Source organism: Lactiplantibacillus plantarum (assembly GCF_014131735.1).
GTDB classification, from domain to species: domain Bacteria; phylum Bacillota; class Bacilli; order Lactobacillales; family Lactobacillaceae; genus Lactiplantibacillus; species Lactiplantibacillus plantarum.
Window position 1 is genome coordinate 711,214 of record NZ_CP039121.1, and the last position, 24,186, is coordinate 735,399.

Annotated in this window: 24 protein-coding genes; 22 read left to right on the top strand and 2 right to left on the bottom strand. The window is 42.9% G+C overall.

What is annotated here, in order from left to right; all coding sequences use genetic code 11:
• The first annotated feature begins 101 nt into the window (after positions 1-101).
• The 7 genes from E5260_RS03120 (at position 102) to E5260_RS03145 (ending at position 8,179) form a co-directional block, all read left to right on the top strand.
• On the top strand, positions 102-1,853 hold the full coding sequence (locus E5260_RS03120; protein ID WP_003642175.1) for an ABC transporter ATP-binding protein: 1,752 nt from the start codon (positions 102-104) through the stop codon (positions 1,851-1,853).
• Complete coding sequence (locus tag E5260_RS03125; protein WP_003642174.1) at positions 1,853-3,640, top strand: ABC transporter ATP-binding protein; 1,788 nt, start codon at positions 1,853-1,855, stop codon at positions 3,638-3,640. The genes E5260_RS03120 and E5260_RS03125 overlap by 1 nt, the downstream gene beginning before the upstream one ends.
• Positions 3,641-3,681: 41 nt before the next feature.
• Complete coding sequence (locus E5260_RS15360; RefSeq protein ID WP_003642173.1) at positions 3,682-3,810, top strand: hypothetical protein; 129 nt, start codon at positions 3,682-3,684, stop codon at positions 3,808-3,810.
• Positions 3,811-4,277: 467 nt separating this feature from the next.
• On the top strand, positions 4,278-5,306 hold the full coding sequence (locus E5260_RS03130; protein ID WP_003642172.1) for an aldo/keto reductase: 1,029 nt from the start codon (positions 4,278-4,280) through the stop codon (positions 5,304-5,306).
• 102 nt (positions 5,307-5,408) lie between these two features.
• Positions 5,409-6,275, top strand: a complete 867-nt coding sequence (locus E5260_RS03135) for a DUF3737 family protein (RefSeq protein WP_003642171.1) — start codon at positions 5,409-5,411, stop codon at positions 6,273-6,275.
• Positions 6,265-7,437, top strand: coding sequence for a MalY/PatB family protein (locus E5260_RS03140; protein WP_003642170.1), 1,173 nt, complete (start codon positions 6,265-6,267; stop codon positions 7,435-7,437). Before E5260_RS03135 ends, E5260_RS03140 begins: the two co-directional genes overlap by 11 nt.
• A gap of 148 nt (positions 7,438-7,585) precedes the next feature.
• Positions 7,586-8,179: an NADPH-dependent F420 reductase gene (locus tag E5260_RS03145; protein ID WP_003642169.1), complete on the top strand. Its 594-nt coding sequence runs from the start codon at positions 7,586-7,588 to the stop codon at positions 8,177-8,179.
• Positions 8,180-9,952: 1,773 nt separating this feature from the next.
• Here the strand turns inward: E5260_RS03145 and E5260_RS03150 are convergent.
• On the bottom strand, positions 9,953-10,636 hold the full coding sequence (locus E5260_RS03150; protein WP_003642167.1) for a YjjG family noncanonical pyrimidine nucleotidase: 684 nt from the start codon (positions 10,634-10,636) through the stop codon (positions 9,953-9,955).
• Positions 10,637-10,732: 96 nt separating this feature from the next.
• Between E5260_RS03150 and E5260_RS03155 the strand changes: the two genes are divergently transcribed.
• From E5260_RS03155 to E5260_RS03200, 10 genes are all read left to right on the top strand, one after another.
• Entirely contained in the window at positions 10,733-11,302 is a 570-nt protein-coding gene (locus tag E5260_RS03155; RefSeq protein WP_003642166.1) for a sugar O-acetyltransferase, read from the top strand.
• Positions 11,303-11,373: 71 nt separating this feature from the next.
• Positions 11,374-11,817 carry a universal stress protein gene (locus tag E5260_RS03160; protein WP_003642165.1) on the top strand — a complete coding sequence of 148 codons (444 nt, stop codon included), beginning with the start codon at positions 11,374-11,376 and terminating at the stop codon, positions 11,815-11,817.
• A gap of 359 nt (positions 11,818-12,176) precedes the next feature.
• Positions 12,177-12,815, top strand: a complete 639-nt coding sequence (locus E5260_RS03165) for an NAD(P)H-binding protein (RefSeq protein WP_003642164.1) — start codon at positions 12,177-12,179, stop codon at positions 12,813-12,815.
• 80 nt (positions 12,816-12,895) lie between these two features.
• Positions 12,896-14,230 carry an MFS transporter gene (locus E5260_RS03170; protein ID WP_003642163.1) on the top strand — a complete coding sequence of 445 codons (1,335 nt, stop codon included), beginning with the start codon at positions 12,896-12,898 and terminating at the stop codon, positions 14,228-14,230.
• A 110-nt stretch (positions 14,231-14,340) separates the two neighbouring features.
• Positions 14,341-15,198 carry an aldo/keto reductase gene (locus E5260_RS03175; RefSeq protein ID WP_003642162.1) on the top strand — a complete coding sequence of 286 codons (858 nt, stop codon included), beginning with the start codon at positions 14,341-14,343 and terminating at the stop codon, positions 15,196-15,198.
• 17 nt (positions 15,199-15,215) lie between these two features.
• The gene (locus tag E5260_RS03180; RefSeq protein ID WP_003642161.1) at positions 15,216-16,067 is read left to right on the top strand and encodes an aldo/keto reductase; all 852 of its coding nucleotides are present in this window, start codon (positions 15,216-15,218) and stop codon (positions 16,065-16,067) included.
• An 18-nt stretch (positions 16,068-16,085) separates the two neighbouring features.
• Positions 16,086-16,829 (top strand): SDR family oxidoreductase, encoded by a 744-nt coding sequence (locus E5260_RS03185; protein ID WP_003642160.1) that lies wholly within the window; start codon positions 16,086-16,088, stop codon positions 16,827-16,829.
• A 403-nt stretch (positions 16,830-17,232) separates the two neighbouring features.
• A complete protein-coding gene (locus E5260_RS03190) occupies positions 17,233-17,577 on the top strand; it encodes a MerR family transcriptional regulator (protein WP_225867878.1) in 345 nt (114 codons plus the stop codon).
• An 81-nt stretch (positions 17,578-17,658) separates the two neighbouring features.
• Entirely contained in the window at positions 17,659-18,129 is a 471-nt protein-coding gene (locus E5260_RS03195) for a flavodoxin (RefSeq protein ID WP_003642158.1), read from the top strand.
• Between the two features lie 35 nt (positions 18,130-18,164).
• The gene (locus tag E5260_RS03200; protein ID WP_003642157.1) at positions 18,165-18,356 is read left to right on the top strand and encodes a hypothetical protein; all 192 of its coding nucleotides are present in this window, start codon (positions 18,165-18,167) and stop codon (positions 18,354-18,356) included.
• 154 nt (positions 18,357-18,510) lie between these two features.
• On the opposite strand, the gene E5260_RS03205 is transcribed toward E5260_RS03200, so the two are convergent.
• Positions 18,511-19,401 carry a LysR family transcriptional regulator gene (locus E5260_RS03205; protein ID WP_003642156.1) on the bottom strand — a complete coding sequence of 297 codons (891 nt, stop codon included), beginning with the start codon at positions 19,399-19,401 and terminating at the stop codon, positions 18,511-18,513.
• 114 nt (positions 19,402-19,515) lie between these two features.
• Here E5260_RS03205 and E5260_RS03210 point away from each other — a divergent pair, with 114 nt between their 5' ends.
• The 5 genes from E5260_RS03210 (at position 19,516) to E5260_RS03230 (ending at position 24,093) form a co-directional block, all read left to right on the top strand.
• Positions 19,516-20,400, top strand: a complete 885-nt coding sequence (locus tag E5260_RS03210; protein WP_003642155.1) for an aldo/keto reductase — start codon at positions 19,516-19,518, stop codon at positions 20,398-20,400.
• Between the two features lie 72 nt (positions 20,401-20,472).
• Positions 20,473-21,111, top strand: coding sequence for an NAD(P)H-binding protein (locus E5260_RS03215; protein ID WP_003642154.1), 639 nt, complete (start codon positions 20,473-20,475; stop codon positions 21,109-21,111).
• 67 nt (positions 21,112-21,178) lie between these two features.
• Complete coding sequence (locus tag E5260_RS03220; protein WP_003644766.1) at positions 21,179-22,033, top strand: GRP family sugar transporter; 855 nt, start codon at positions 21,179-21,181, stop codon at positions 22,031-22,033.
• A 510-nt stretch (positions 22,034-22,543) separates the two neighbouring features.
• Positions 22,544-23,329 carry a glucose-1-dehydrogenase gene (locus tag E5260_RS03225; protein ID WP_003642152.1) on the top strand — a complete coding sequence of 262 codons (786 nt, stop codon included), beginning with the start codon at positions 22,544-22,546 and terminating at the stop codon, positions 23,327-23,329.
• Positions 23,330-23,403: 74 nt separating this feature from the next.
• Positions 23,404-24,093: a flavodoxin gene (locus E5260_RS03230; protein ID WP_003642151.1), complete on the top strand. Its 690-nt coding sequence runs from the start codon at positions 23,404-23,406 to the stop codon at positions 24,091-24,093.
• Positions 24,094-24,186: the final 93 nt, after the last annotated feature.

The window sequence follows — 24,186 nt, forward strand, 5'->3', positions numbered from 1 at the left end:
TTTGCATTCGGGATGGAACTTATCATTAAGGGGTTTGCGCGAGGTATGGTATTATAAAAAGTTGTCTAATTAAATTTTAATCAAATTATTGGAGGTGCGCTGTGAGTATATTTTTGAAATTAGGCTGGTATTTTCGGCGTGAATGGAAGTTGTACCTCGCGGGGGTGCTTGGACTAGTTTTGACTGCCATTATCGGCATTGTGCCACCCCGGATTATTGGGGACGTCGTTGATGGGATTAATCAGCACAGCTTGACGGCGCACACGCTGACGGTCTATTTAGTTATTATTGGTGTGGCCGCCGTTGGTCAGTACCTGGCGCGTTATTTATGGCGGAATGCCATCTGGGGTGGTGCAGCCGGCCTTGAACGAACGCTGCGGGAACGACTCTTTTGGCATTTTATGAAGATGGATGCGACGTTTTATCAGCAATACCGTACCGGGGACTTGATGGCCCATGCGACCAATGATCTCACGGCGGTTGAACGGGTCGCTGGTGGTGGCATTCTCCAATTTGCGGATTCCATTATTACTGGTGGGACAACGCTGATTGCGATGATGACACTAATCGACTGGCGACTGACGCTGATTGCGGTGGTGCCTTTCCCATTATTAGCGATCGTGTCACGGTATTTGGGTAAAAAAATTCACGTCGCGTTTCGTGCCTCCCAAGCCGCCTTTTCGCGACTGAATAATAAGGCGCAGGAGAGTATCAGTGGAATCAAAGTGATCAAAGCGCTAGGTCAGGAAAAGGCCGATGTTGCTGATTTTAATCAACAGATTGATCAGACGATTAAGATCAATCGGCATGTCAACGTACTCGACTCGCTATTTGATCCCGCGATTACCATGATTATTGCGTTATCTTACGGCGCCACAATTATTTTGGGCGGGTTGTACGTGACCCACGGTGTCATTACAATCGGTAACTTGGTCTCGTTCGTCACTTATTTGGGAATGATGGTCTGGCCGATGTTTGCGGTCGGGATGTTATTCAACACGATGGAACGGGGAAACGCCTCGTATGATCGGGTCATGGAATTATTGAATCAGCAAAGTGCCATTATTGATGCCAAACGGGGCATTGAACAGCGCCCGCATGGTGATATTCAGTATCAAATCAAGCAGTTCAATTATCCCAACGATGCAGGAACCAGTCTGAGTAACGTGGACTTTACTTTGAAGGCGGGACAGACGCTCGGAATTGTCGGGCGGGTTGGTGCTGGTAAATCAACGATTATGAAACTGATTTTGCGTGAATTTGATCAGTACGAGGGCCACATTACTTATGGTGGTCACGATATTAAGCAGTATGCGCTTGATAGTTACTTACCAGCCCTTGGTTATGTGCCCCAAGATAGTTTTCTGTTCTCGAATACGATTCGTGAAAATATTCGTTTTGCCGATCCGACTGTGAGTCAAGCCGTTGTGGAAGCGGTCGCCACCAAGAGTGATTTGAGTGGTCAGATTGCCAGCATGCCCGCTGGTTACGATACCCAAGTTGGTGAGGAAGGTATCTCGCTATCTGGAGGGCAACGCCAACGACTAGCCATTGCGCGGGCCTTACTCATCAATCCTGAATTGCTGATCTTAGATGATGCGTTATCCGCGGTTGATGCCGAAACTGAGGCAGAAATTTTAGCTAATCTAAAGGCAGAACGAGCAGACAAAACGACGATTATCGCGGCCCACCGGTTAAGTTCGGTGATGAACGCTGATGAAATCATTGTGTTGGATGCCGGTCACGTTGTTGAACGAGGGACCCACGCGCAATTAATGACGCAACACGGGTGGTATCAGAAGATGTTTACGCGCCAACAATTGGAGACCAAAGTGGAAGGAGCGGTGCAATAATGGCAGCACGTCAATCGGTATGGGCACGTTCCATGCCTGTTAAGGAACAACTCACGGTTATTCGGCGACTATTGCCGTATGCGAAACCGTTCAAATGTTTTTTTATTGCGGCCATCGTTTTTTCCGGTCTGATTAGTGTGGTTAATATCTATCTACCGCGTGTATTACAGACCTTTATTGATCATTATCTCAAAACAGGACACGCCACGGTACCGGTCATGTGGTACTTTGCGGGCCTCTATTTCTTCGGCATGGTTGTGCGCGCGTTGATGCAGTTCGTACAGAACTTCAGTAGTACGATGGGGGCAGAATATATGCTTGAAAATGTCCGCCGACAAATGTTCGCCAAGTTGCATCGGATGGGCATGCGCTACTTTGATCAAGTCCCTGGTGGCTCAATTTTGTCACGCCTGACTAACGATACGATGTCGTTTTCCAATTTTTGGGCGTTGTTTAATACATTATTTACCGCCTTTTTTGCGGTGATTTCGTCGTTTGTCGCGATGTATCTCACCGATGCGCAGATTGCCTTGTGGTTATTGGTTTTCATGCCTTTTTTGGCTGTAACGATTTGGTATTATCAACGGTATAGCTCACGGGTTTACCGGCGAATGCGGGAACGGCTCAGTGAGTTGAATACCAAGTTAAGTGAAGCAATCACTGGAATTAGTGTAATTCAGCAATTTCGACAAGAACACCGTATCAATGGTGAATTTGATCATACCAATGATGCCTATTTTAAGACCCGCCAAGCGATGATCCGGACGAACTCATTATTATTAAGTCCACTGATCGACTTGTTTTATGCGTTAGGGACGGTCATGGTTCTGGGAATCTTCGGGGTTCGTGGACTCAATGGTTATGTGGCTGCCGGGGTCGTTTATGCGTTCATCACGTACCTGAATAACTTCTATAATCCGATGACGTCGATGATGGATAATTTGTCAGACTTTCAAGATGGCGTCGTCGCCGGATCACGGGTTTTACGGGTCATGGATGATCCAACGATTGCCCCGGCCCAACACGTCGATCCTACGGCTAAGATTACGCGCGGTAAGATTGAATTTCGGCACGTCACCTTTGCCTATGACGGCCAGCATCCGGTCTTAAAAGACGTTTCATTCGTGGCTGAACCAGGCCAAACGGTGGCACTAGTTGGTCAGACGGGGAGTGGAAAAACGTCGACGATTAATGTTTTGATGCGGTTTTATGAGTTTCAGTCAGGAGAAGTTTTAATTGATGATCGCGACATTCGTGAGTATCCGGCTGAGGAATTGCGACAGAAGATGGGGTTGGTCTTGCAAGAACCGTTTATGTTTTATGGTGATATTAATTCCAACATCCGAATGTTTAACGATCAGATTTCAGATGAACAAGTTCAAGCAGCGGCACGGTTTGTAAAGGCCGATGACTTCATCAACGATTTACCTGAGAATTATCAGTCACGCGTCATTGAGCGCGGGGCCAGTTATTCTTCAGGACAGCGGCAATTGATTTCATTTGCGCGGACGATTGTGACTGACCCTAAGATTTTAATCTTGGACGAAGCCACGGCGAACGTCGATACTGAGACCGAAGAGATGATTCAGACTGGTTTGGATCGGATTCAGGAGAACCGCACGACGATTGCGATTGCCCACCGCTTGTCCACGATTCAAAATGCTGATTTGATCCTGGTCTTAAATCAGGGGCAAATCGTTGAACGCGGGTCCAACGACGAGCTATTGCAACAGCATGGTTACTACTATGATATGATTCAGTTGCAAAATTCCGCTCACGTCGATTAAAGTGTGGTATGCTCGATTTAAATTAATTGAGGTGATGCCGAATGCGTCGAAAATTATCGTTAATGGTCGTGATGACTGTTATTAGTACGCTGGTTAAAGTGGGCTGGCAATTAATCTTAGCGCGCCATCAAGCGCCTAAAAAGTTAAAAATTAAGGTAAAACTGAAATAAACATTGTCGTCGTGTCGGTAGCGATGCTTACGGCGATTCAATCAGTTGTCATGACCGACCGTTCTGGAAAAGGTGTAACTTCCAGAATGGTCGGTTTTGTGTTGGAAAATTGAGTTGGCGGAGGTGGTCACGGTGAGTTGTGGTGGTGCCCACAAAACCGGTTTATCAGTGGTTCGACCTTAAAATCGGTCGGTGACACTCACTGCAGGATGTGGCCTGGTATGGTTGCAAACGTGCTGTTCATTTTTGGCCCAACACCTGGAGTACGGTGCCACGCTTGGATGTCGCCAGGCACATTGAAAATAATGATTGGTGACTAATAACGGTCATTAATTCCTAAAACGACTGGATGACGGATAACTATACGGAATGGTTATAATTGATTATTTGAACTAGGTATTTTACTCTGCCAACGGATCGCGTTTTAATAAAGAGGGTAATGAGTTAACGAAGGGAGTTGTGATGCAATGCAATATCGACAGTTAGGAACATCCGATTTAAAAGTCTCGTCGATCGCACTTGGGTGTATGGGCTTTGGTGCGGGGACTGGAACGGCACTTAATCAGCGCTCGTGGGCAGTTGGTCAAATGCAGGCGAACCAGGTACTTGATCGCGCGATATCACTGGGGATTAACTTTTTTGATACGGCGCCGGTCTATCAAGCGGGTGCGAGTGAACGTGTCTTGGGACAAGGACTAAAGAAATTTCAGCGAGATCAATTGGTACTGGCAACCAAGTTTACGAATCGGACAACCCAAGAAATCGAAAATCATGTCAGTGGGCGTGAACACGTCTTGCGGTCCCTCGACCAGAGTCTACAGAATTTACAGACAGACTATGTTGATTTATATATTTATCATATCTGGGACTGGTTAACACCAATGGCTGAAATCATGGCTGGACTTAATGAAGCTGTTCAGGCCGGTAAGGTTCGTTACATTGGGATTTCTAACGCCTATTCCTGGCAGATTGCGCAGATCAATGCGCTAGCGGTTCGTTATGGTTACCCACAATTTGTCTCGATCCAGAGTCATTATAATTTGGTCTATCGCGAGGATGAACGGGAACTGTTCAGTTATGCTCATGAGAACGGTTTGGCAACGACGCCGTATAGTCCATTAGCTAGTGGCCGGTTGGCACATCCTTTTGGCACCCAGACTACTCGGCGACAACAAGATACGTTTGCTGATACCAAATACCAAGCTACCAGCGAGATGGATAAACCAATTATTGATCGCGTTGAGGAACTGGCCCACCAACATCATGTTTCAATGGCGGCCATTAATTTGGCCTGGCTACAACAACGAGTAACGGCGCCGATTATTGGGGCAACTAAGCCGCATCATTTAGATGCAGTGGCTGAGGCAGCGGGGTTGGCGTTAACCGCTTCGGAAATACAGTACTTGGAAACCCCTTACCAACCCCATGACTTGGAGGGCGTGATGGCACTTAACCGGTCACGAACTAATAATTGGAATCAGTATTCCGGACAGTAAGCGAACAAGTTAGTTGACTTAACGTGCAGTTGAAGTAATACACTGATCCTATCGTGCGACTAAAGGTCCACGTTTCAGTATAAAGGAGTTATTGAGATTAAATTGAAAACAATCACACAACAGTATTTAACGGGCGAGCGGGCACTCTTTAAAGCTCACGACCTTGAAATCGACACTACAACGTTTGCTGATGGTGAATCACCACTGAAGGAAAGTCGCAATGTCACGTTGAAGCAGCCAATCTTTAAGTGGAAATATCCCTTGTGGTACAGTCAACATGTGACTGTGGATCAAGGCTTGTTTGAGACAATGTCTCGCTCTGGCATCTGGTACACCAAGGATATTACAATTACGAATAGTACGCTACAGGCACCTAAGCTATTTCGGCGGGCCAGCCAAGTTAAGTTAGCGCACGTTCACTTTTCAGATGCGGAAGAAACGTTATGGAACTGCCAAGATATTACGTTGAATGATGTTCAAGCAGCTGGTGATTATTTTGGAATGAATAGCCAGAATATTCGCATTGATGGCTTCAGCCTCGTCGGTAATTACGCCTTTGACGGTGCTAAGAACGTTGAAATTCATCATGCAACGCTGATGACCAAGGATGCGCTATGGAATTGTGAAAATGTTACCGTTTATGATTCACAAATCATTGGTGAGTACCTGGGCTGGAATTCGAAGAATATTCGGTTCGTCAACTGTACGATTGAGAGCGATCAGGGCCTGTGTTACATGGATAATGTTAAGTTGGAAAACTGTACATTACTCAATACGGACTTAGCTTTTGAATATTGTCGTAACATTGACGCTGACGTGGTTTCAACGATTGATAGCGTTAAAAATCCGCTTAGTGGTCGGATTCATGCGCAAGCCATTGGTGAAATCATCATGGATGATCCTGAAGTAGATCCTCATCAGACCCTGATTAGTGTTGACCATGAAAGCCGTGCACCCCATGCCGTTTGATTTTGAGACCGTGCTTAATCGGCGGCACACAAATGCCGTTAAGTGGGACGTCGCGGATGATGAGTTGCCGATGTGGGTCGCTGACATGGACTTTGAAACGGCACCAGTTATCAAGCAAGCGTTGATAAAACGCGCCCAGTTTGGCGTCTTCGGTTACGAAGAAGTCCCCATGGCTTACTATGAAGCCGTGGCAGACTGGTGGGCAACGGAACACAACTTCCGTCCGCAAATTGAGTGGTTGATGTTCTGCACCGGCGTCGTTCCGGCGATTTCATCAATTGTTCGTAAAATGACAGCGGCTGGCGATAACGTGTTAGTTCAGGCTCCGGTTTATAATATCTTCTATCATTCAATTGAAAACAATGGCCGGCATACCTTGAGTAGTGACTTAGTGGCACGTGACGCGTCGTACGCGATTGATTGGGACGATTTGACGACGAAACTAGCTGATCCGTTGACCACGATGATGATTTTATGCAATCCGCAGAATCCGATCGGCATCGTCTGGTCGCGTGCGACGTTGCAACGCCTTGGCGAGCTGTGCTTGAAATACCATGTGCTAGTCGTTGCCGATGAGATTCATTGTGACTTGACCCTTAACGGTCACACGTACACCCCATTTTCATCATTGACTGCGCCAGTAGCACATAACAGTATCAGCTGTATCTCGCCAAGCAAGACTTTCAACGTGGCAGCCTTACACGCGGCAACGTTGATTATTCCCGATGCACACGTCCGCGCATTAGTGAGCCGGGGCATCAACAATGATGAATTGGCTGAGCCCAATTCGTTTGCGATTCCAGCCAGCATTGCGGCCTATACTGAAGGCCATGACTGGGTAGCTGCATTGCGAACCAAACTAGCTGCCAATCAACGTCAAGTTCAGACTTACTTGACTGCTGAGTTGCCGCAAGTCAAGTTGGTGGAAGCCCAAGCGACTTATCTATTATGGTTGGATGTGCGTCAAGTGACAACCGACAGTGCGGCTTTGGCTGCTTTTATTCGCCAACGAACCGGGTTGTTTTTATCAGCGGGAGATGCTTACCGTGGTGATGGCAACCGCTTCTTGCGACTGAATGTGGCTTGTCCAACGACTACCCTGACGGATGGATTGGCACGATTAAAAGCTGGTATTACGGCTTACCAACAAGTTCAAGCATAGTTGACGCGTATGAGGTGCAATTCCATAATGATTTCGCTATCATTAAGATAAGCTGGTTTGGTCTAGATGACCGCTGACAGTCCGTGATAACGGACCAGATAAGTCGGTTAATTCAAACCATTATTAAAAGATGAGGTGGAGGATAGTTATGAAAATTGGAATTATTGGTGCCGGTACGGTCGGCACAGTATTAGCCAAGACCTTTGCGCGCGGTGATCATCAAATCAAATTAAGTCGGCACAGTGGTGCGGCTAGTTTAGCAACACGGCGCGCCGAGTTTGCTGCCAATGTGGCTTTTGTAGAAGTTGCTGAAGCCTTACAACAGCCGTTAGTCATTCTTGCAGTGCCGTTTGAACAGGCGCCGGCAGTATTAGCGCAGGTCGCCGATTATAAGCAACGGATCGTGGTGGACGTGACGAACCAGTTTACGGCTGACTTTAAGAAAATTAAGACGGCCCCGTTGACTGGAAGTGAAGTCATTGCTCGTGCAGCTAACAATGCCCGGGTCATTAAAGCCTTCAATACGATTCCACCGGAGTTTATGGATGGGCACGTTGATGGGCCTGGAAAGCGGGTCTTGTTCTATGCGGGCGATGACGTTGCTGCCAAGAAAGAATTCGCTGCGCTCGTCCGGCCGTTGAATTTCCGCCCCGTTAACTTGGGCAAGCTTCGGCATGGCGGCAGTGTCATGCAAGTTGGCGGTGGACTAGGTAATACACACTTTGTTCAGATTGAAGAATAGTGGATTGTAAAAAGGGGTTCACTTTTGGACCAAAATAGCTAGTGCTGACCTTGTAAGAAAAGGTGTGGCTAGTGTCACTTTGATTGGGCCGTGCGGTGGGCATCAATTGACAGGTGTTCCTGCCAATCGTCGCCGCGTGGTTAAATTTGAATCGTGTTATGGGTCATGAAGCCTAATTCTTACTGTGTCGTAACTGTAAGAATGGGGCTGCATGGCTTTTTTTAATTGAGGTTAATTATTGTTTATACGGTTTGATGAGGACAATGGTATTGATACGAGTCTAGTCAATCAACTCCGCCCACTTAGCTACGGAAATATCCGATAGGCACAATAAGAGGAACGTGAAAATTCTTATGTCTTTACGCTATTTTGGTTAAATAAAAGTGTGAACATTACCTGCTTTATATCGTATGAGATGCAGTGTGCCCATTCAATAGGCTTTGCAGATTATGTTAATGAATTTCGACTATACGCACAATACATATTATTATATTTAGCCACGGGTGTTCTTAGTTCCCAGCTATCTATATACTAGATCATGCAATGATACTTTCAACTATTATCGAAATTTATTGGAATAATGCAGGTTTTCCACTTACAGCGCCTGAATTTAATCTCCGCTGTCAAAGTAGGTGCATGGGCAATGACCCTTGTCTGACCTGATGAATCATAATAGTGTTATTCTTCATGCGTATAATCATTTATTTTTTAATACCAAAAGCGTTGTGCTTCATTTCAATGAGAAATCTAGACACAACGTTTTTTATTAAATACTGCTATCTAAGCTAAAATACTTAGGTAATTTTAGAAAGGACTATCTAAATTAATGTCTTCATATTCGAATGAGCTTCTCATGCTGATTTTCCAATCGACGCTATGCAAACAAGTGCTCATATTTTTTGCCTACAGTGGTTTGTACTATTTGGTAACGTACTTTATGGATAAGAAAATCCAGCATCAAAAACAATTCTTATTGAAATTAGGTCTAGTTAAGCTCAAAAAAAGAAATAAGACAAGGTGGGAAAAAATACGATTGATAATGCAACTGTTCCTAATAGTATCAATACTGGTCTTAGTTGTTAGTACATTTGTTCTAAATCCTGATGATCAGTACATACTTTTGGTTATTTATGTTATGAAGCTTGCTACTTTCACTTCTTTTGCAATCGCGTTTGTGGATAGTTTAGGTCCAATAAAGGAGATACAGCAGTTGATTGTCGGCGCACAAAGCAGTGATACTTTAGACAGTGATAAAAAGGTATTAACGGTGACAATCTTTAAAAAAATTAGATGGATGCTGATATTATATCAAGTATTAAAAGTACCCGCGCTTATAATTCTTTTAAATTTAAGCGTCGACTATTAGCGCAACGGTGTTTTCATTTTATGAGAATTTGCATCTAACTTGTTTTTTAGTCCGTTCCTTTAGCTATTCTTCTCGCACGTTAATTGATAGCAAGCGTCAAGTGGATTAAATCTGCAAATCTTATCACCTGAGAAGAAAGGGCACGTTTTGACAGCTTACCCAGATGAACTGTTATTAGCATTGTTTCACGGCCGAATCTTGAATTAAGCAACGACGACTGTTTTATATAAATTGCTTTTCTTGCTGATTCGTCAATTGGTCTTTTTGTTGATTGGAAATCAAGGTAAGCAGGTTATTGAGTTAAAAGCCGTCGATACAACTACTCCGCATAATACCTAATATGTTAAATAGTTCAGTTTTTAAGATACGTTAGGCCTGCGCGCAGAGTTTGCTGATTATTTTTGCGTTTAAACTGTTAATAACAGTTTTTGCAGTTGCTTAAAGTTATCCACAGTGTAAGTTGGGGCAATTGTTGTGTCGTTATGCACATGCTGTGGATTGTACCAGATACTAGGTAAATGGGCGGTGGTCGCTCCCACGATGTCTGAACGCAGGCTATCACCAATCATGACGGTATTCGTGGCATTCATGTCTGGGTATTGGTCATGAATAGCGCTGAAAAAGTGTGGGTTCGGCTTGGCATAACCGATACTTTCAGAGATGAAGATATGATCAAAATAGGGCGTCATATGGGCACCTGCCAAGCGACTGAGCTGGGTGTGTTTGATACCGTTAGTGCCGACGAGTAAGGTCAGCCCAGCGTTGGTCAGCGTGCGCAAAAGTTCGTGGGCGCCGGGAATTACCTGATAACTGTGCGCTAATAATTGGTCGTATTCTTGTTGAACCGCAGGACCGTCAACGGTGATGCCCAGTGTGCCTAGAAAGACTTGAAATCGTTGGTCTAACAAGCTATCACGATCGGCACCTTGTTCGATTTGTTGCCAAACAGTTTCGTTATAGGCCTGATACTCATTTTCTGCACGGCGAATATCAGTGACGCCATGATGCTGAAAGACGGCTGCGAGGTTAGCCGCTTCAGCGCGGTCAAAGTCAAGGATGGTATTATCGAGATCAAAAATTGCGTATTGCATGGAACCACTACTTTCAATAGGTTTATTTAAACCATCATACAGCAATTTTGAATGGTGTGGTATGCTTAAAGTATCATACTTAAAAGGAAGTTAAACATGGAAATCGATAATGACCCAGCGTATCAACAAATGATTAATGGTGAATTGTACTTAGAATCACCAATCCTACAGCAACGTCGGCGAGACGTGCGGACGAAGTTAATGCAATATAATCAGATTGCTGATAATGATGAACGGAATACTAAGATGAAAAGTCTCTTACGTTCAGCCGGTGACCGGTTCTTCGTTGAACCGACCTTTGAATTTAGTTATGGCGTCAATATTCGTATCGGCAATCATTTTTATGCTAACCATGGGGTCACGTTATGTGATGAAGGACTTATTACGATTGGTAATGATTGCAAATTTGGTCCTAAAGTTGGCTTGTACACGCCTGCTCATCCATTAGACCCAACTGTGCGGCGGACTGAAGCGGAACGGACTGCACCGATTACGATTGGTAATGATGTTTGGATTGGTGGTAGTGCCGTGATCTTACCCGGGGTGACGTTGGGCAACAACGTGATTGTTGGTGCCGGTGCTGTCGTAACACATTCATTTCCAGATAACGTCATCGTAGTCGGTAATCCGGCGCGTGTCTTGAAACAAAATGCACCGCAGTCATAATTGACAATTACGCCTAAATTGATGAAAATAAGGGTGTAGTCAGATTATCAGAGAATGGGGAGTGGAGCCATATGTCAGAGATGAGTCCTAAGGAATTTAAGCACATCTTAGTCGGGGTTGATGATTCGGATGACGCGCAGTTAGCGTTTCGGTACGCCATTAACCGGGCCAAGAGTGACGGTGCTAAGTTAACCATCGTCTCGATTTTGGAACAGGATAATATGAATGTGTATGAAGCGATGAGCAAGGACTTTGTTCATGGTCAACGCAAGGATTTGGAAGAACACGTTCAGCAGTATCAGAAGTTGGCCCGTGACTTCGGGGTGACGGATGTTAACGCGGTCGTTGATGAAGGTGACCCTGGTGAAACCATCGTGAAGACGGTGATTCCAGCGTTAAAGCCCGACTTACTAGTCATTGGCTCAGTTGCCAAGCATGGTGTTCGTAAGTACTTCGGTTCGCAAGCCGCATATATGGCAAAACATGCACCGATTTCAGTACTGGTGATTCGATAGTGATAAGATGAATTTTGATTAATCAGGCCTTCCGGTTATGGAGGGCTTTTTTTGTTGTGTCTTGAGGAATACCAAATACCAGTGGTAGGGGCTTTATAGTTAGACAAATATATTTAAGTTATGGCTGAAAGTTGTCTTTTCATTCAGCTTTAAGAGGTGTTTCAGGGTGACGGTATAAGTATGCCATAGGTAATCGAGTGAAATACTATACGAAAAACGTATGGTAGCATGTTTATTCGGTATTTTTCAGTGAATAAGAATCGGTTTATGATAGTGTCATTCAATCAGTTGGACAAGTAGGTTACATAAGCTCATTAGACTGATTAGAGAAATATTTAATAATCACGGAGGATTTATTTATGAAAGTCTTGATTTTAGGCGCAGCAGGTCAAATTGGTCAAATGGTAACTGGTGATTTGTTGGCACAAACAGATGACAACTTAGTGCTATTCGGTCATAACGTCTCACAACGGTTGGCGGAACTTGATTCAGCACGAGTGACGTTTGTTGATGGTGATTTTTTGGAATTTGACAAGGTACGACAAGCTGCCGAAGGTGTTGATGCGGTATATTTAAGTTTTGTTGCTAAGCCAGCTATTATTACGGGAGTCATTGACGCATTAGATAAGGCCGGGGTAAAGAGGTTTATCGTAGCTAATGTTCCTGATTTGTATCAAGAAGTTAGTGGGCCATTCCAAACATGGTATCGGCAAAATACTGGGCTGACATGGCAAACTGATCTCAAAAAGTCGGCCGACTTAGTGGAAAATAGTGATTTGGATTACGTTATTTTACGTATTACTTGGCTGTACAACCAAGTAAATAATACTAAGATTCATGTTTCCGAGAAAGGTGAACCTTTAACGGAAGCCCAAGTCACACGTCAAGCGGTCGCTCAATTTGTTGTTGATCTTTTGACCGGCAAAGCTGATTATCATCAAGCCAACTTAGGATTGGGTGAACCTGATACTCAATTCACTAAGCCGAGCTTTATGTAAGAGACAAACCTGTGAATGCTCAGAAAGCATTTGCAGGTTTGTCTTTTACCAAATTAGTACTTTAAAGTTAGGAGTTTGTAATGAGTAAGAGCAAAGAAAAATTTGGCATTGTATTGCCAATTATTTTATTAAGTTATTTCATGATTTTATTAGATAATTCCATTATCTTTACTAGTACGGTAAAGATTGCGCAAGAGCTACATTTAAATTCTCAGACGTTAGCGTGGGTAAGCAGTGCTTATACGTTAACATTTGGCGGCTTTCAGTTATTTGGTGGCCGTATCGGTGATGTTTTTGGTCGTAAGCGAGTGTTCTTGATTGGTTTGGTTTTATTCTCATTTGGTTCATTAATGGTGGGGCTATCGACCAACGCCGCCATGATTATCTCAATGAGGGCATTTCAAGGCATCGGCTCAGCCATTTTAGCACCAACTACTTTGGCACTGTTATTGGATAGCTATCAAGGCACAATGCGCACGCGAGCAATTGCGGCATACGGTGCAACTGCTGGCTTGGGTGCTAGCTTTGGTCTGATTTTGGGTGGCATCATCACCAGCGTGTTCTCATGGCGGTACGGTTTTTTCTTGAATGTGCCAGTGGGAATTCTGATGTTTGTCTTGACGATATTCTTTGTACATGACAGTAAGACTGAAGGTTCACGACATCTAGACTTTGTGGGGACGCTGTTATCAGTTATCGGTTTATCCGCTTTGGTATACAGCATTGATGGTACCAGTCATCAAATTTTGGCCTTGATCGTTGCGATTGTTGCTTTGATTCTGTTTGTTTATGCGGAGAAGCGCATCAAGAATCCAATTATGCCATTGAAATTATTTATGGATAGAGAACGTAGCAGTGCTTACATCGCACGTTTCTTCTTCATCGGTGCGGCATTTGCCTACTTCTTTGTGACACCACAAGCTTTGCAGCGAGTGTATGGATTTACACCATTGATGGCTGGACTAGCCTTTTTACCAGCGACATTACCACAATTCTTCAGTGCAACCCAGGTTTCTAGAGTTTCAATGAAGATTGGCAATGATCGTTTGATTCTAGTTTCTATCATATCAGGAATTATTGGTGTCCTACTTTCAGCCGTGCTTGGTCTTAGTCATGGATACTGGCTAGCAGTTGGTATTCCAATGATTTTCTTTGGTGTTGGACAAGGGCTTGGATTAAGCCCGCTGACTATCGCGGGAGTTGCCAATACGGATGCTGATATTGCGGGCGCCGCTTCGGGTGTCGTCAATACAGTTCATCAATTTGGACAATCGGTTGGAATGTCAATTGTTGTCGCCATGACTAGCGGCTTCAATAATCCAGCGACAAGCTATCACTATCAATTGTTGATTATTGCTGTGATTTTTATTTTGAGCTTCATTGCATCGCTTGGAATTCAGAGGAAAAAGCAATAAAAAGCATTACCATACGTCTGACGTATGCTGGCATGCTTAGATAGTAATTTTCAGCGAGTTAAATCGACCTTATAATGAATTCATCAATTAAATAAAGAGGAGATCACATAATGGAAACAGTTAAATTAAATAATGGTGTTGAGATGCCCAAATTAGGGTTTGGTGTGTTTCAAGTTACAGATTTAGACCAATGTGAACAAGCGGTTGTTGATGCAATTGATTCTGGTTACCGCTTGATTGACACTGCGGCTGCCTATCAAAACGAAGCAGCGGTCGGACGGGCGATTAAACGGAGCGGGGTTGATCGTAAGGAACTCTTCATTACCTCTAAACTTTGGGTTTCAGATGCTAATTATGAACGTGCACAGAAGGGCATTGAGCAATCATTAAATAATCTGGGCTTGGATTATTTGGATTTGTACCTACTACACCAGCCATATGGAGATGTTGTAGGTGCTTGGCGCGCGTTGGAAGAGGCTTACAAAGCTGGTAAAATCCGTGCCATCGGAGTCTCTAACTTCTATGGTGACCAATTAAAAAACTTGGAATTATCAAATGAAGTCAAACCAGCAATCAATCAAATCGAAGTTAATCCATGGTACCAACAAAAATCAGAAGTTGACTTCGCACAAAGCGATGATATTCAAGTAGAGGCTTGGGCACCGTTTGCAGAAGGTAAGCACGAAATTTTCACTAATAAAGTTATTGCTGAAATTGCTAACAAATATGGCAAGTCTAATGGTCAAGTGATTCTTAGATGGCTACTTCAACGAGGAATTGTTGTTATTCCTAAATCAGTGCATAAGAATCGAATGGCGGAAAATATTAATGTTTTTGATTTTGAGTTAAAAAGTGACGAAATGAATGCGCTGAATAACTTGGACAAAGGCGAAAGTCAGTTTTTTGATCATCGTGATCCAAGAGTTATTGAACAAATTTTTGGAGCAAGTTTGGCACAATTAAAATAATAAAGGGGTAGATAAATATGTCAGAAGCAACTTTTAAACTAAATAATGGTGTGAAGATTCCAGAAATGGGTATTGGTACTTTTCAAATGTCAGTTGATGATGCTGAGCAAGCTGTAGTTGACGCTTTGAAAGCTGGTTATCGCTTGGTGGACACTGCTAATGCTTATATGAACGAAACTGGTGTGGGGCGTGGTATTAAACGTTCCGGCGTTAGTCGTTCAGATGTATTCTTGAGTACGAAGCTTTGGCCATCTGTCTATACAGACAATAATGCGGTTGATGATACGCTGCAACGCTTAGGAACTGACTATGTTGATTTGATGTTTTTACACCAACCAGCTGGTGACTTTCTCACTGGATACCATCAACTTGAAAAAGCTTATAAAGATGGCAAGGTCAAGGCAATTGGTATCTCAAATTTTCAAGGCGAAAAATTACAACAGTTATTGGATAATGTTGAAATTAAACCGCATGTGATTCAAGCCGAAGCACATCCATACTTTACTGAAGATGAAGTTAGAACAATTTTGAAACCGTTTGGGACAAGATTGATGGCTTGGTTCCCATTAGGTCATGGCGACAAGAGTCTGATTCAAGAACCCATTTTTGCTGAGCTGGGTCGGAAGTATCATAAAACGAGTGCGCAAGTTATTTTACGTTGGCACACACAGATGGGATTCATTGTGATTCCTGGATCAACTAATCCGGATCATATTCGTGATAATCATGACATCTTTGACTTTACACTGACTGATGAAGAAATGGCTCAAATTGCTGCTGTAAAGAAGAATATTCGGTATTACACACCGTCAGCTGAAAATGAAGAAAAATATGCCACGATGGCGTTAGACTTTAGTACTGAAAAGTAGACTAGGAGTGTTTTATTAATGAGTGAATCGAAAGTAATCGTTATTACCGGTGCGTCAAGTGGTATTGGGGAAGCGACAGCTAAATTAGTGGCTAAAGATGGTGCAAAGGTTATCTTGGGAGCTCGGCGCGAGAATAAGTTAAAGAAAATTGCTGATGGGATTGAGAAGTTAGGTGGCGAAGCTGCTTATCAAGCAACCGATGTTACTGATGATAATCAGGTTGAAGCACTCGCTAAATTAGCGATAGATAAATTTGGTCGGATTGACGTTTGGCTGAATAATGCTGGTATTATGCCTCAATCGATCCTTTCTGAAAAGAAAATCAATGATTGGAACAATATGATTGATATCAATATCAAGGGAACGCTTTACGGTATTGGTGCAGCGATTCCGTATATGGATAAACAAAAGGCAGGACACATTATCAACGTTTCTTCTGTTGCTGGACACACTGCTCATTCAGGTAGTGCCGTCTATTCAGCAACCAAATATGCAGTCTGCGCTATCAGTGAATCGCTCCGTCAAGAAATGGTAGAAGCCAAGAATAATGTTCGGGTAACGGTTATCTCACCGGGTGCTATCAACACTGACTTGCTTTCTTCTGTAACTGATCCTGAGGTTAAAGCTGGTATGGAGAAGTTTTATGAATCGTTTGGTATTTCAGTTGATCGAGTAGCGTTAACAATTAAAGAAGCTATTGATATGCCCGCCGATGCTGCTTGGAATGAAGTTATTATTCGACCAACAAACCAAATGGGCTAGTCCAAAAAGACTGGAAAATTTGAGCGTACTGCTTAGGTAGCTAACTCCTAGTTACCTAGTTTGTTAAGTGATAAATAGCCCCTGAACCAATCGTTTTTGGACTGGTTTCAGGGGCTGTTTATATTGATTGTCGGATTTGTGACAACTTACTTTTCGGTTGCCAACTGTTATTTTGCTGCAAGAAAATAAAACTTTAGGCCGCTTTAACATTTTGGGGGCCATTCGAACACGATTCAGATTGAGCGTGGCTATGTGGAAATCGCTGGTGGTGTCAAGTTGAGAATTTAAGAGTTAGCCATTTGGCAGTTAGTTCGAATGAGACTTTTCTCTTGCCTTGGAGTTCACACCAGGGTTTAACATGATGTTTGTTAAAAATCAAGAAAGGTATGATTAAGTTGAAAAGATGGGGAATTGGTATTGTCGTTGCAATCGTGATTATTGTGAGCGTGATTTGAATTGGATCTACTATGTCCGGTCATTACGCCAGGCCGGAATGTTGATTGAATCATTGATTGAGTATATGAAACTACTTCATCAACCGGATACTTCACCAGAAGTACGACGAGACTTACTGATCGATCAACGTGATGAATTAGTGCAACAGTTGAGAGAGACACGACAAACAATTGCATATTTGTCCTATAAAATCGATCATTTCCAAGAACATATTTTAAGCAGTGAGGCAGCACAACTATTTCCACAACAAAGCAACAAAATTATTGATGATAGTCACAACGCTGAGGACTGATCTATTGCAGTACCATAATGATTTAAGATAATCCAATATATCCTGAATGGTAGGAAATTTTTGGATGAGAGGAGTGATTGAATGAAAAATTCAAGTAACGCATTAGTGTTGTATTTTTCACTCACGGATAATACTAAACGGGCTGCTAATACGGTTGCTGAGATAACGGGCGCTGATATTGAGATACTTCGTTTAGAAGAACCTTATTCAGACGATTATACTGAAGCTGCTAAACGTGCGGAGCAGGAAAAAGACCAGCAAATAATACCAGAATTAAGACCACTTAACCATCAATTGAATGATTATGAGACGATTTATTTAGGCTTTCCGACTTGGTGGTATCAGCCACCAATGGTGATTCATACTTTTTTTGCTGAATATCAATTTTCTGGACAAACGATTGTACCGTTCACTACCAGTGCTAGTAGTTCAATTACGGCAAGTGCCAAAGTATTAGCTTCATTGACCGAACGAAAAAACGTTGATTTAAAAGCAGGGTTTACTGCTAATCAAACTAACGTGATTAAACAGTATTTTAAAGACCTGTTATAAGTTGAGTATTAATGGATAAGCTTTGATTTAAGGGGATGATGAAAATAAAAAAGGTCGGGCTAGGATTAATTGGTATTGGTAGTTTGATGTTAATTGGCATCTGGTTAGTACTCAAAGCTGAGCCGAAGAACGGGGCATGGGCAAATCAACAAACCGTTGTCGCCGTTACTCATGACAACATTAGGGATAGTGGCAATAGTGTTGCTGAATGTGTAACTTCTAATTGATGTTTATGAGGTTAGTGTGTGTCGTAGCAAACATTAGCGGATTGCTAGGTTGCGTCGCTGGTATGACATGCGTATCGGTAGGATTGAATAATTAATTTACAGAAACCTAGCGTGATGGTTGAATGTTTACCATCACGCTAGGTTTCTGTAATAGTTACTTACTTTGTAGTGCCTTGGGCCACTGTTGTTGGATTTCGCTAAGCATGGGAGCTAGGTGTTTCTTTTGGGCAATCAAGTAGTTAGCATATACGACCATTTTGGCGCTGTCATCACTGATTGGAACAGTTACCCGGTCCTTATCGTTTTTAACCTGCTCATTAAAGAACGGGTCGCTTTGCGATAGGTTAGTCGTGAAGAATGGAAAACGTGAGTATTTAGTGATTTCAGCAAAAGCGTCACGGTCATCTTGATACATAAACTTCGCCTCTGGAATATTATCTTGAATAATTGCACTCCATGGGCCAATGGCACGCATCACAATGAAACTCATACCTTGCAGTTCCTCAAAGGTTACGGTTGGTTGATTGGCTAAGTAAGTAAATTGATCCAAGTTAACTTGTAGTCGTTCTTCACCAATGTATTGAGATTCAATCTCATCCGTAAAAATCTCCTGATCAGAAAAAATCACGGTGTATTGGTTATTATTGAGTGCGTCAGTAATTTGCTGATTGGAAATGGCATTAGTGTCAATTTGGATATGCCTGCTAAGCGTGGGCTGTAGCTCACCAAGGAGGATTAATGGACCTGGAACAGTCGCTGCAATCGCAGTTAAGTGTTGACCTTGATCATAGTTCTGCACCTTCGTAATCATGGCCGTGTTGAGCTTCAGTAGTTTTGTCGCTTCTTCAGCTGCAAGAACGCCTGTGGGGGTAAGCTGAATGTGATTGGCCTGGCGCTCAAATAACTGAACCCCAAACTCGTCTTCCAATTTTTGCATACCACGAGTGACGGAAGGCTGAGTCACATTCAACTGTGTTGCAGTTTTTGTTAGTGTCCCGGTTTGCGCGAAGACGCTAAGTTCTTCTAATAAATAGCTTTCAATCATATAATTCACTCCTAAGCATACATTAAACGTATGGTAGCATGTTTATCTAGTAATTTTCAAACAATCCATCTCGCCTTATGATAGTGTCATTCAATCAGAAAGGTGTGAAACAAAATGGTCATGACGCAAACGGTCCGACTAAGTAGTGGGATTGAAATGCCGCAAGTTGGTTTCGGCGTTTTCCAAATTGTAGATGAACAACAATGTGAACGTGCGGTAACGCAGGCGTTACATGCGGGTTATCTTTCAATTGACACCGCGACGGCTTATCAGAATGAAGTTGCAGTCGGGCGTGCGATAAAAAATAGTGGGATTCGACGTGAATCACTCTTTGTTACTTCTAAACTGTGGGTGGCGGATGCGTCATACGAACGTGCTAAAGCAGGCATTCAGGCTTCGCTTCAGCACTTGGGACTAGATTACTTGGACTTATATTTATTACACCAACCTTATGGTGACGTTGTGGGTGCTTGGCGAGCGTTGGAAGAAGCTAATCAAGCAGGATTAATTCGGGCTATCGGGGTATCGAACTTTTCTGCTGATCAACTTAAAAATCTGGAATTAACGACGACAATCAAACCGGTGGTCAACCAGATTGAAGTCAATCCATGGTATCAACAACAAGAAGCCATTGATTTTGCACAGTCTGAAGGTATTCAAGTTGAAACGTGGGCACCATTTGCGGAAGGTAAACAAGCGATTTTTGAAAATTCAGTATTAGTCGCCATTGGTCAACGATATGGCAAGACTGCTAGTCAGGTTATTTTACGTTGGTTATTACAACGTGATATTGTGGTAATTTCCAAGACGATTCATGTGGAACGGATGGTTGCGAATCTAAATGTTTGTGATTTTGAACTTACTGACGAAGATATGCAACGGATTACCCAACTTGATCAACATCGTAGTCAGTTCTTTGATCATCATGATCCGTTAACAATTGATCAGATTTTTGGCACCAGTATTCAGAAGAGTCGCATGCCATCAGGGCTTGATTAGTATCGTTTAGCAGGATAGTTGTTAAGAAACAAATTGATAAAGTTTATTTTGAATTGAACGGAGGAATTATTAATGAAAGTGATGATTTTAGGTGCAGCGGGCCAAATTGGTCAAATGGTCACACAGCAGCTGTTGGCGCAAACCGATGATCAGTTGGTATTGTATGGACATAATGTATCACAACGATTGACAGCGTTTGATTCGATACGAGTGACATTTGTGGACGGAGATTTTCTTGAATTTGATAAGGTTCAAACCGCATTAAACGGAGTAGACGCGGTCTATCTGAGCTTTGTTGCTGGCCCGGATATTATTGCCGGTTTGATTAAGGTTTTGGATGCGACGGGGGTTAAACGACTCATTGTTGCCAGTATTCCAGATCTTTATCAAGAAGTCAGTGGCCCGTTTCAGCAATGGTATCGTGAACATACCGGTATCGTTTGGCAGTCAGACCGTAAACAGGCAGCTGATTTGATTGAAGCAAGTGACCTCGACTATGTGTTGTTACGGATTACGTGGCTGTATAACCAAACTGGTAATACGGCAGTTGCGGTAACTAAGAAGGGTGAACCATTTACTTCGGCCCAAGTGACGCGGCAAGCTGTGGCACAATTCGTCGTTAATTTGTTGGCTGGTAAAGGTGACTATCATCGTGAAAGCCTAGGCTTAGGAGAACCGCAGACTGAATTTTCAAAACCAAGTTTTTATTAATTAATTGGTGAACATTGCTTGCAATCAGTGCGCACCACAAAATTTTAAAGGAATGAAGGAAAGCATAATGAATATTGTTTGGATGTTATTACCTGCGATTGCGTGGGGCGTGTTACCACTAATTGTGAGCCAATTAGGCGGGCGACCAGTTAATCAAATTTTTGGTACGGCCGTTGGAACATTAATTGCTAGTTTAGTCGTTCAGCTAATCGTTCACCCAGCCATTAACGTGATTTCATTTATTATGGCCATGATTGCTGGTGCCTTTTGGATTATTGGTCAGTTGGGACAATATACGGGATACGCCAATGTAGGTGTTTCTAAGACGATGCCGATTTCAACTGGATTACAGTTAGTTGGGACATCGTTAGTTGGTGTTTTCTTGTTTGGTGAATGGTCAACGACAATTGCAAAACTTGTGGGCGGCTTAGGGGTCTTGTTACTTGTGATTGGTGTCATCATGACTTCAATTCAAGATCGCCAAGAAGTGACTGGCAGTAATCAGCGACGAACGATTGTGATGTTGATTGTGACGACCATTGGATTTATTGTCTTTAATGCGATTCCAAAGGCGTTATCTGCGTCTGGTATTGCGATCTTTTTACCAGAATCAGTGGGAATGATGGTAGCCGTTATTGTTTATATGTTAGTAAGTGGTCAAGGTCGAATTGTGGCAGAACGGGCTAGTTGGTTGAACATTATTGGTGGGTTAGTTTTTTCAGTAGCTTCGTTGACATACATTGTTTCAGTTAGCCAGAATGGGGTCAATACGGCCTTTGTGGTTTCGCAGTTATCCGTTGTGTTGTCAACATTAGGTGGCATGGTATTTTTACACGAGCGTAAATCCAAACGTGAATTAGTTTTAACTTTGAGTGGCTTAGTCTTGATTGTGATCGGTGCAGTCGTCACTACTTTAATTTAAACTGAAACGTCATATGATCAACTTGCGACGGAATAATTGAGCTGGTTTCTTTACAAAAGACGAACTAATGAAAAATTAGCCATAAAATGAGCGGCGCTAATGCAATTTTAGTCCCGTTAGTATTATGATGTCTGATCAGTAATCAGCGGTGTTCAAGAATACCTTTATTCTTAAGTACCGCTGATTTTGGTTAGTCGTGCTAGTGGCATTGATTGACTTCAAGTTAGTATGTTGAATGAGCAAGTTATACTTTTAGGAATGATTGTGGAGTTGTACCTGTGTTTAGAAACGACTAATCATCAGTGATATATCACTGGTGTAGCAATGTTGGCGTGTGTCACTGACCGAGCTAAAGGTCACACAGTTATGCCATACGTTAAACGAATGCTAGCATGTTTATCAAGTAATTTTCAAAGTGTCTTTTTAGCATTAATATATAGACATTCAATCGGAGCGATAAATAGCGGCGCTTCGTAAACAAATAGTTATTGTTAAAGGAGTGAAGTAAAAATGTATGAAGATTTAAATGGTAAGGTAGCAGTCATTACAGGTGGCTCTAAAGGAATTGGTTCGGCAATCGCCAAAAGATTTGGTGAAGAAAAAATGAAAGTGGTCATTAACTATAATAGTGATCCCGCCGGTGCGCAAAAAGCAGCTGATACTGTAAAAGTAGCTGGTGGTGACGCTGTTATTGTCCAAGCTAATATTGCGAGCGAAGCTGGTGTGGATGCATTATTAGCTGCGGCCATTGACCATTTCGGTGACCTAGATGTTTGGGTTAACAATGCTGGTATGGAAATTAAGTCACCAACTCATGAAGTCTCATTGGATGATTGGAATAAGGTGACGGCTATTGATCAGACCGGTGTGTTCCTTGGTTCACGGACAGCCCTTGCGTACTTTAAAGCGCATCAAAAGCCAGGCAATATTATCAACATGTCATCCGTACACGAACGGATTCCTTGGCCAACTTTTGCGAGCTATGCAGCTGCTAAGGGGAGTGTCAAACTCTTTACTCAGACGATTGCTATGGAATATGCGCAGGACAATATTCGTGTGAATGCAATCGGCCCTGGTGCAATCAACACACCAATTAATGCTGAAAAGTTTGCCGATCCACAGCAGTATGACCAGACCGTTAACATGGTGCCAATGAACCGAATCGGGACGCCAGAAGAGGTTGCAGCCGGAGCTGCTTGGCTGGCCTCCAGCGAATCAAGTTATGTCACGGGAATTACTTTATTTATTGATGGCGGTATGACACTTTATCCTGCATTTAAGGATGGTCAAGGATAATTATCACTAGTGAATAAGTAGTAATGGTGACGTTACATCGGCAGTACTTTGATTTAATTGGAGGTAAGTAGTTAATGGCGCTTAAAGAACGTATGGACGTTAAGTTAGCATCAGCAGTAATGGACAATCAAATCAGTGATCAGCCAGTAGTGGCTTATCAGTTAGGGAAAACGGCCAGTGTCTGGCAACATGGTGCGGGAACTAAATCTGATGGAATGGATACGAATGCTAGCAATCAGCCTACTAGACGATTAACAAAGCAGGCTCGAAGCATCATTATTTATTTTTCACGGTCCGGAAGCACTGAATTGCTTGCTAGCCAAATTGCTAAAGAGACTCAGGCTGATATTTTGGAGATTGTGGTCAAATCACCTTATGACCGTAATTATCAGCAAACGTTAGCGCGTGCTAATTCGGAGCGCGAAACTGCTAATTATCCGGAATTGAATATGCAGGTTCCTGATTTGAGCCAGTATCAAACTATCTATCTGGGTTATCCTGTATGGGCGATGACTTTATCGCATCCGATGACTGCTTTTTTAATCCAGTATGGTAGTCAACTTCAGCATAAGCAGATTGCACCGTTTATGACAGAGGGTGGTTATGGTCAGGGGGATAGCGTGGAACGTCTCAAAGGCATGTTAAAAGTCGACGGTTCGAGTACTAACCGATATGAGACAGCTCTAGTCATTGACGGTAATAAAGTTGATCGTGAAGTTAAACAGATCAATCAATGGATACACCGTGTTACGCAACGTGACTGACAGTCATTGGCGTGACTTGGTAAGTCACTTTTAGTTAGCTTAATGTAATGCTGAATTATAATTAAGTTAATTAATAAATTGGAGGATCTTTTA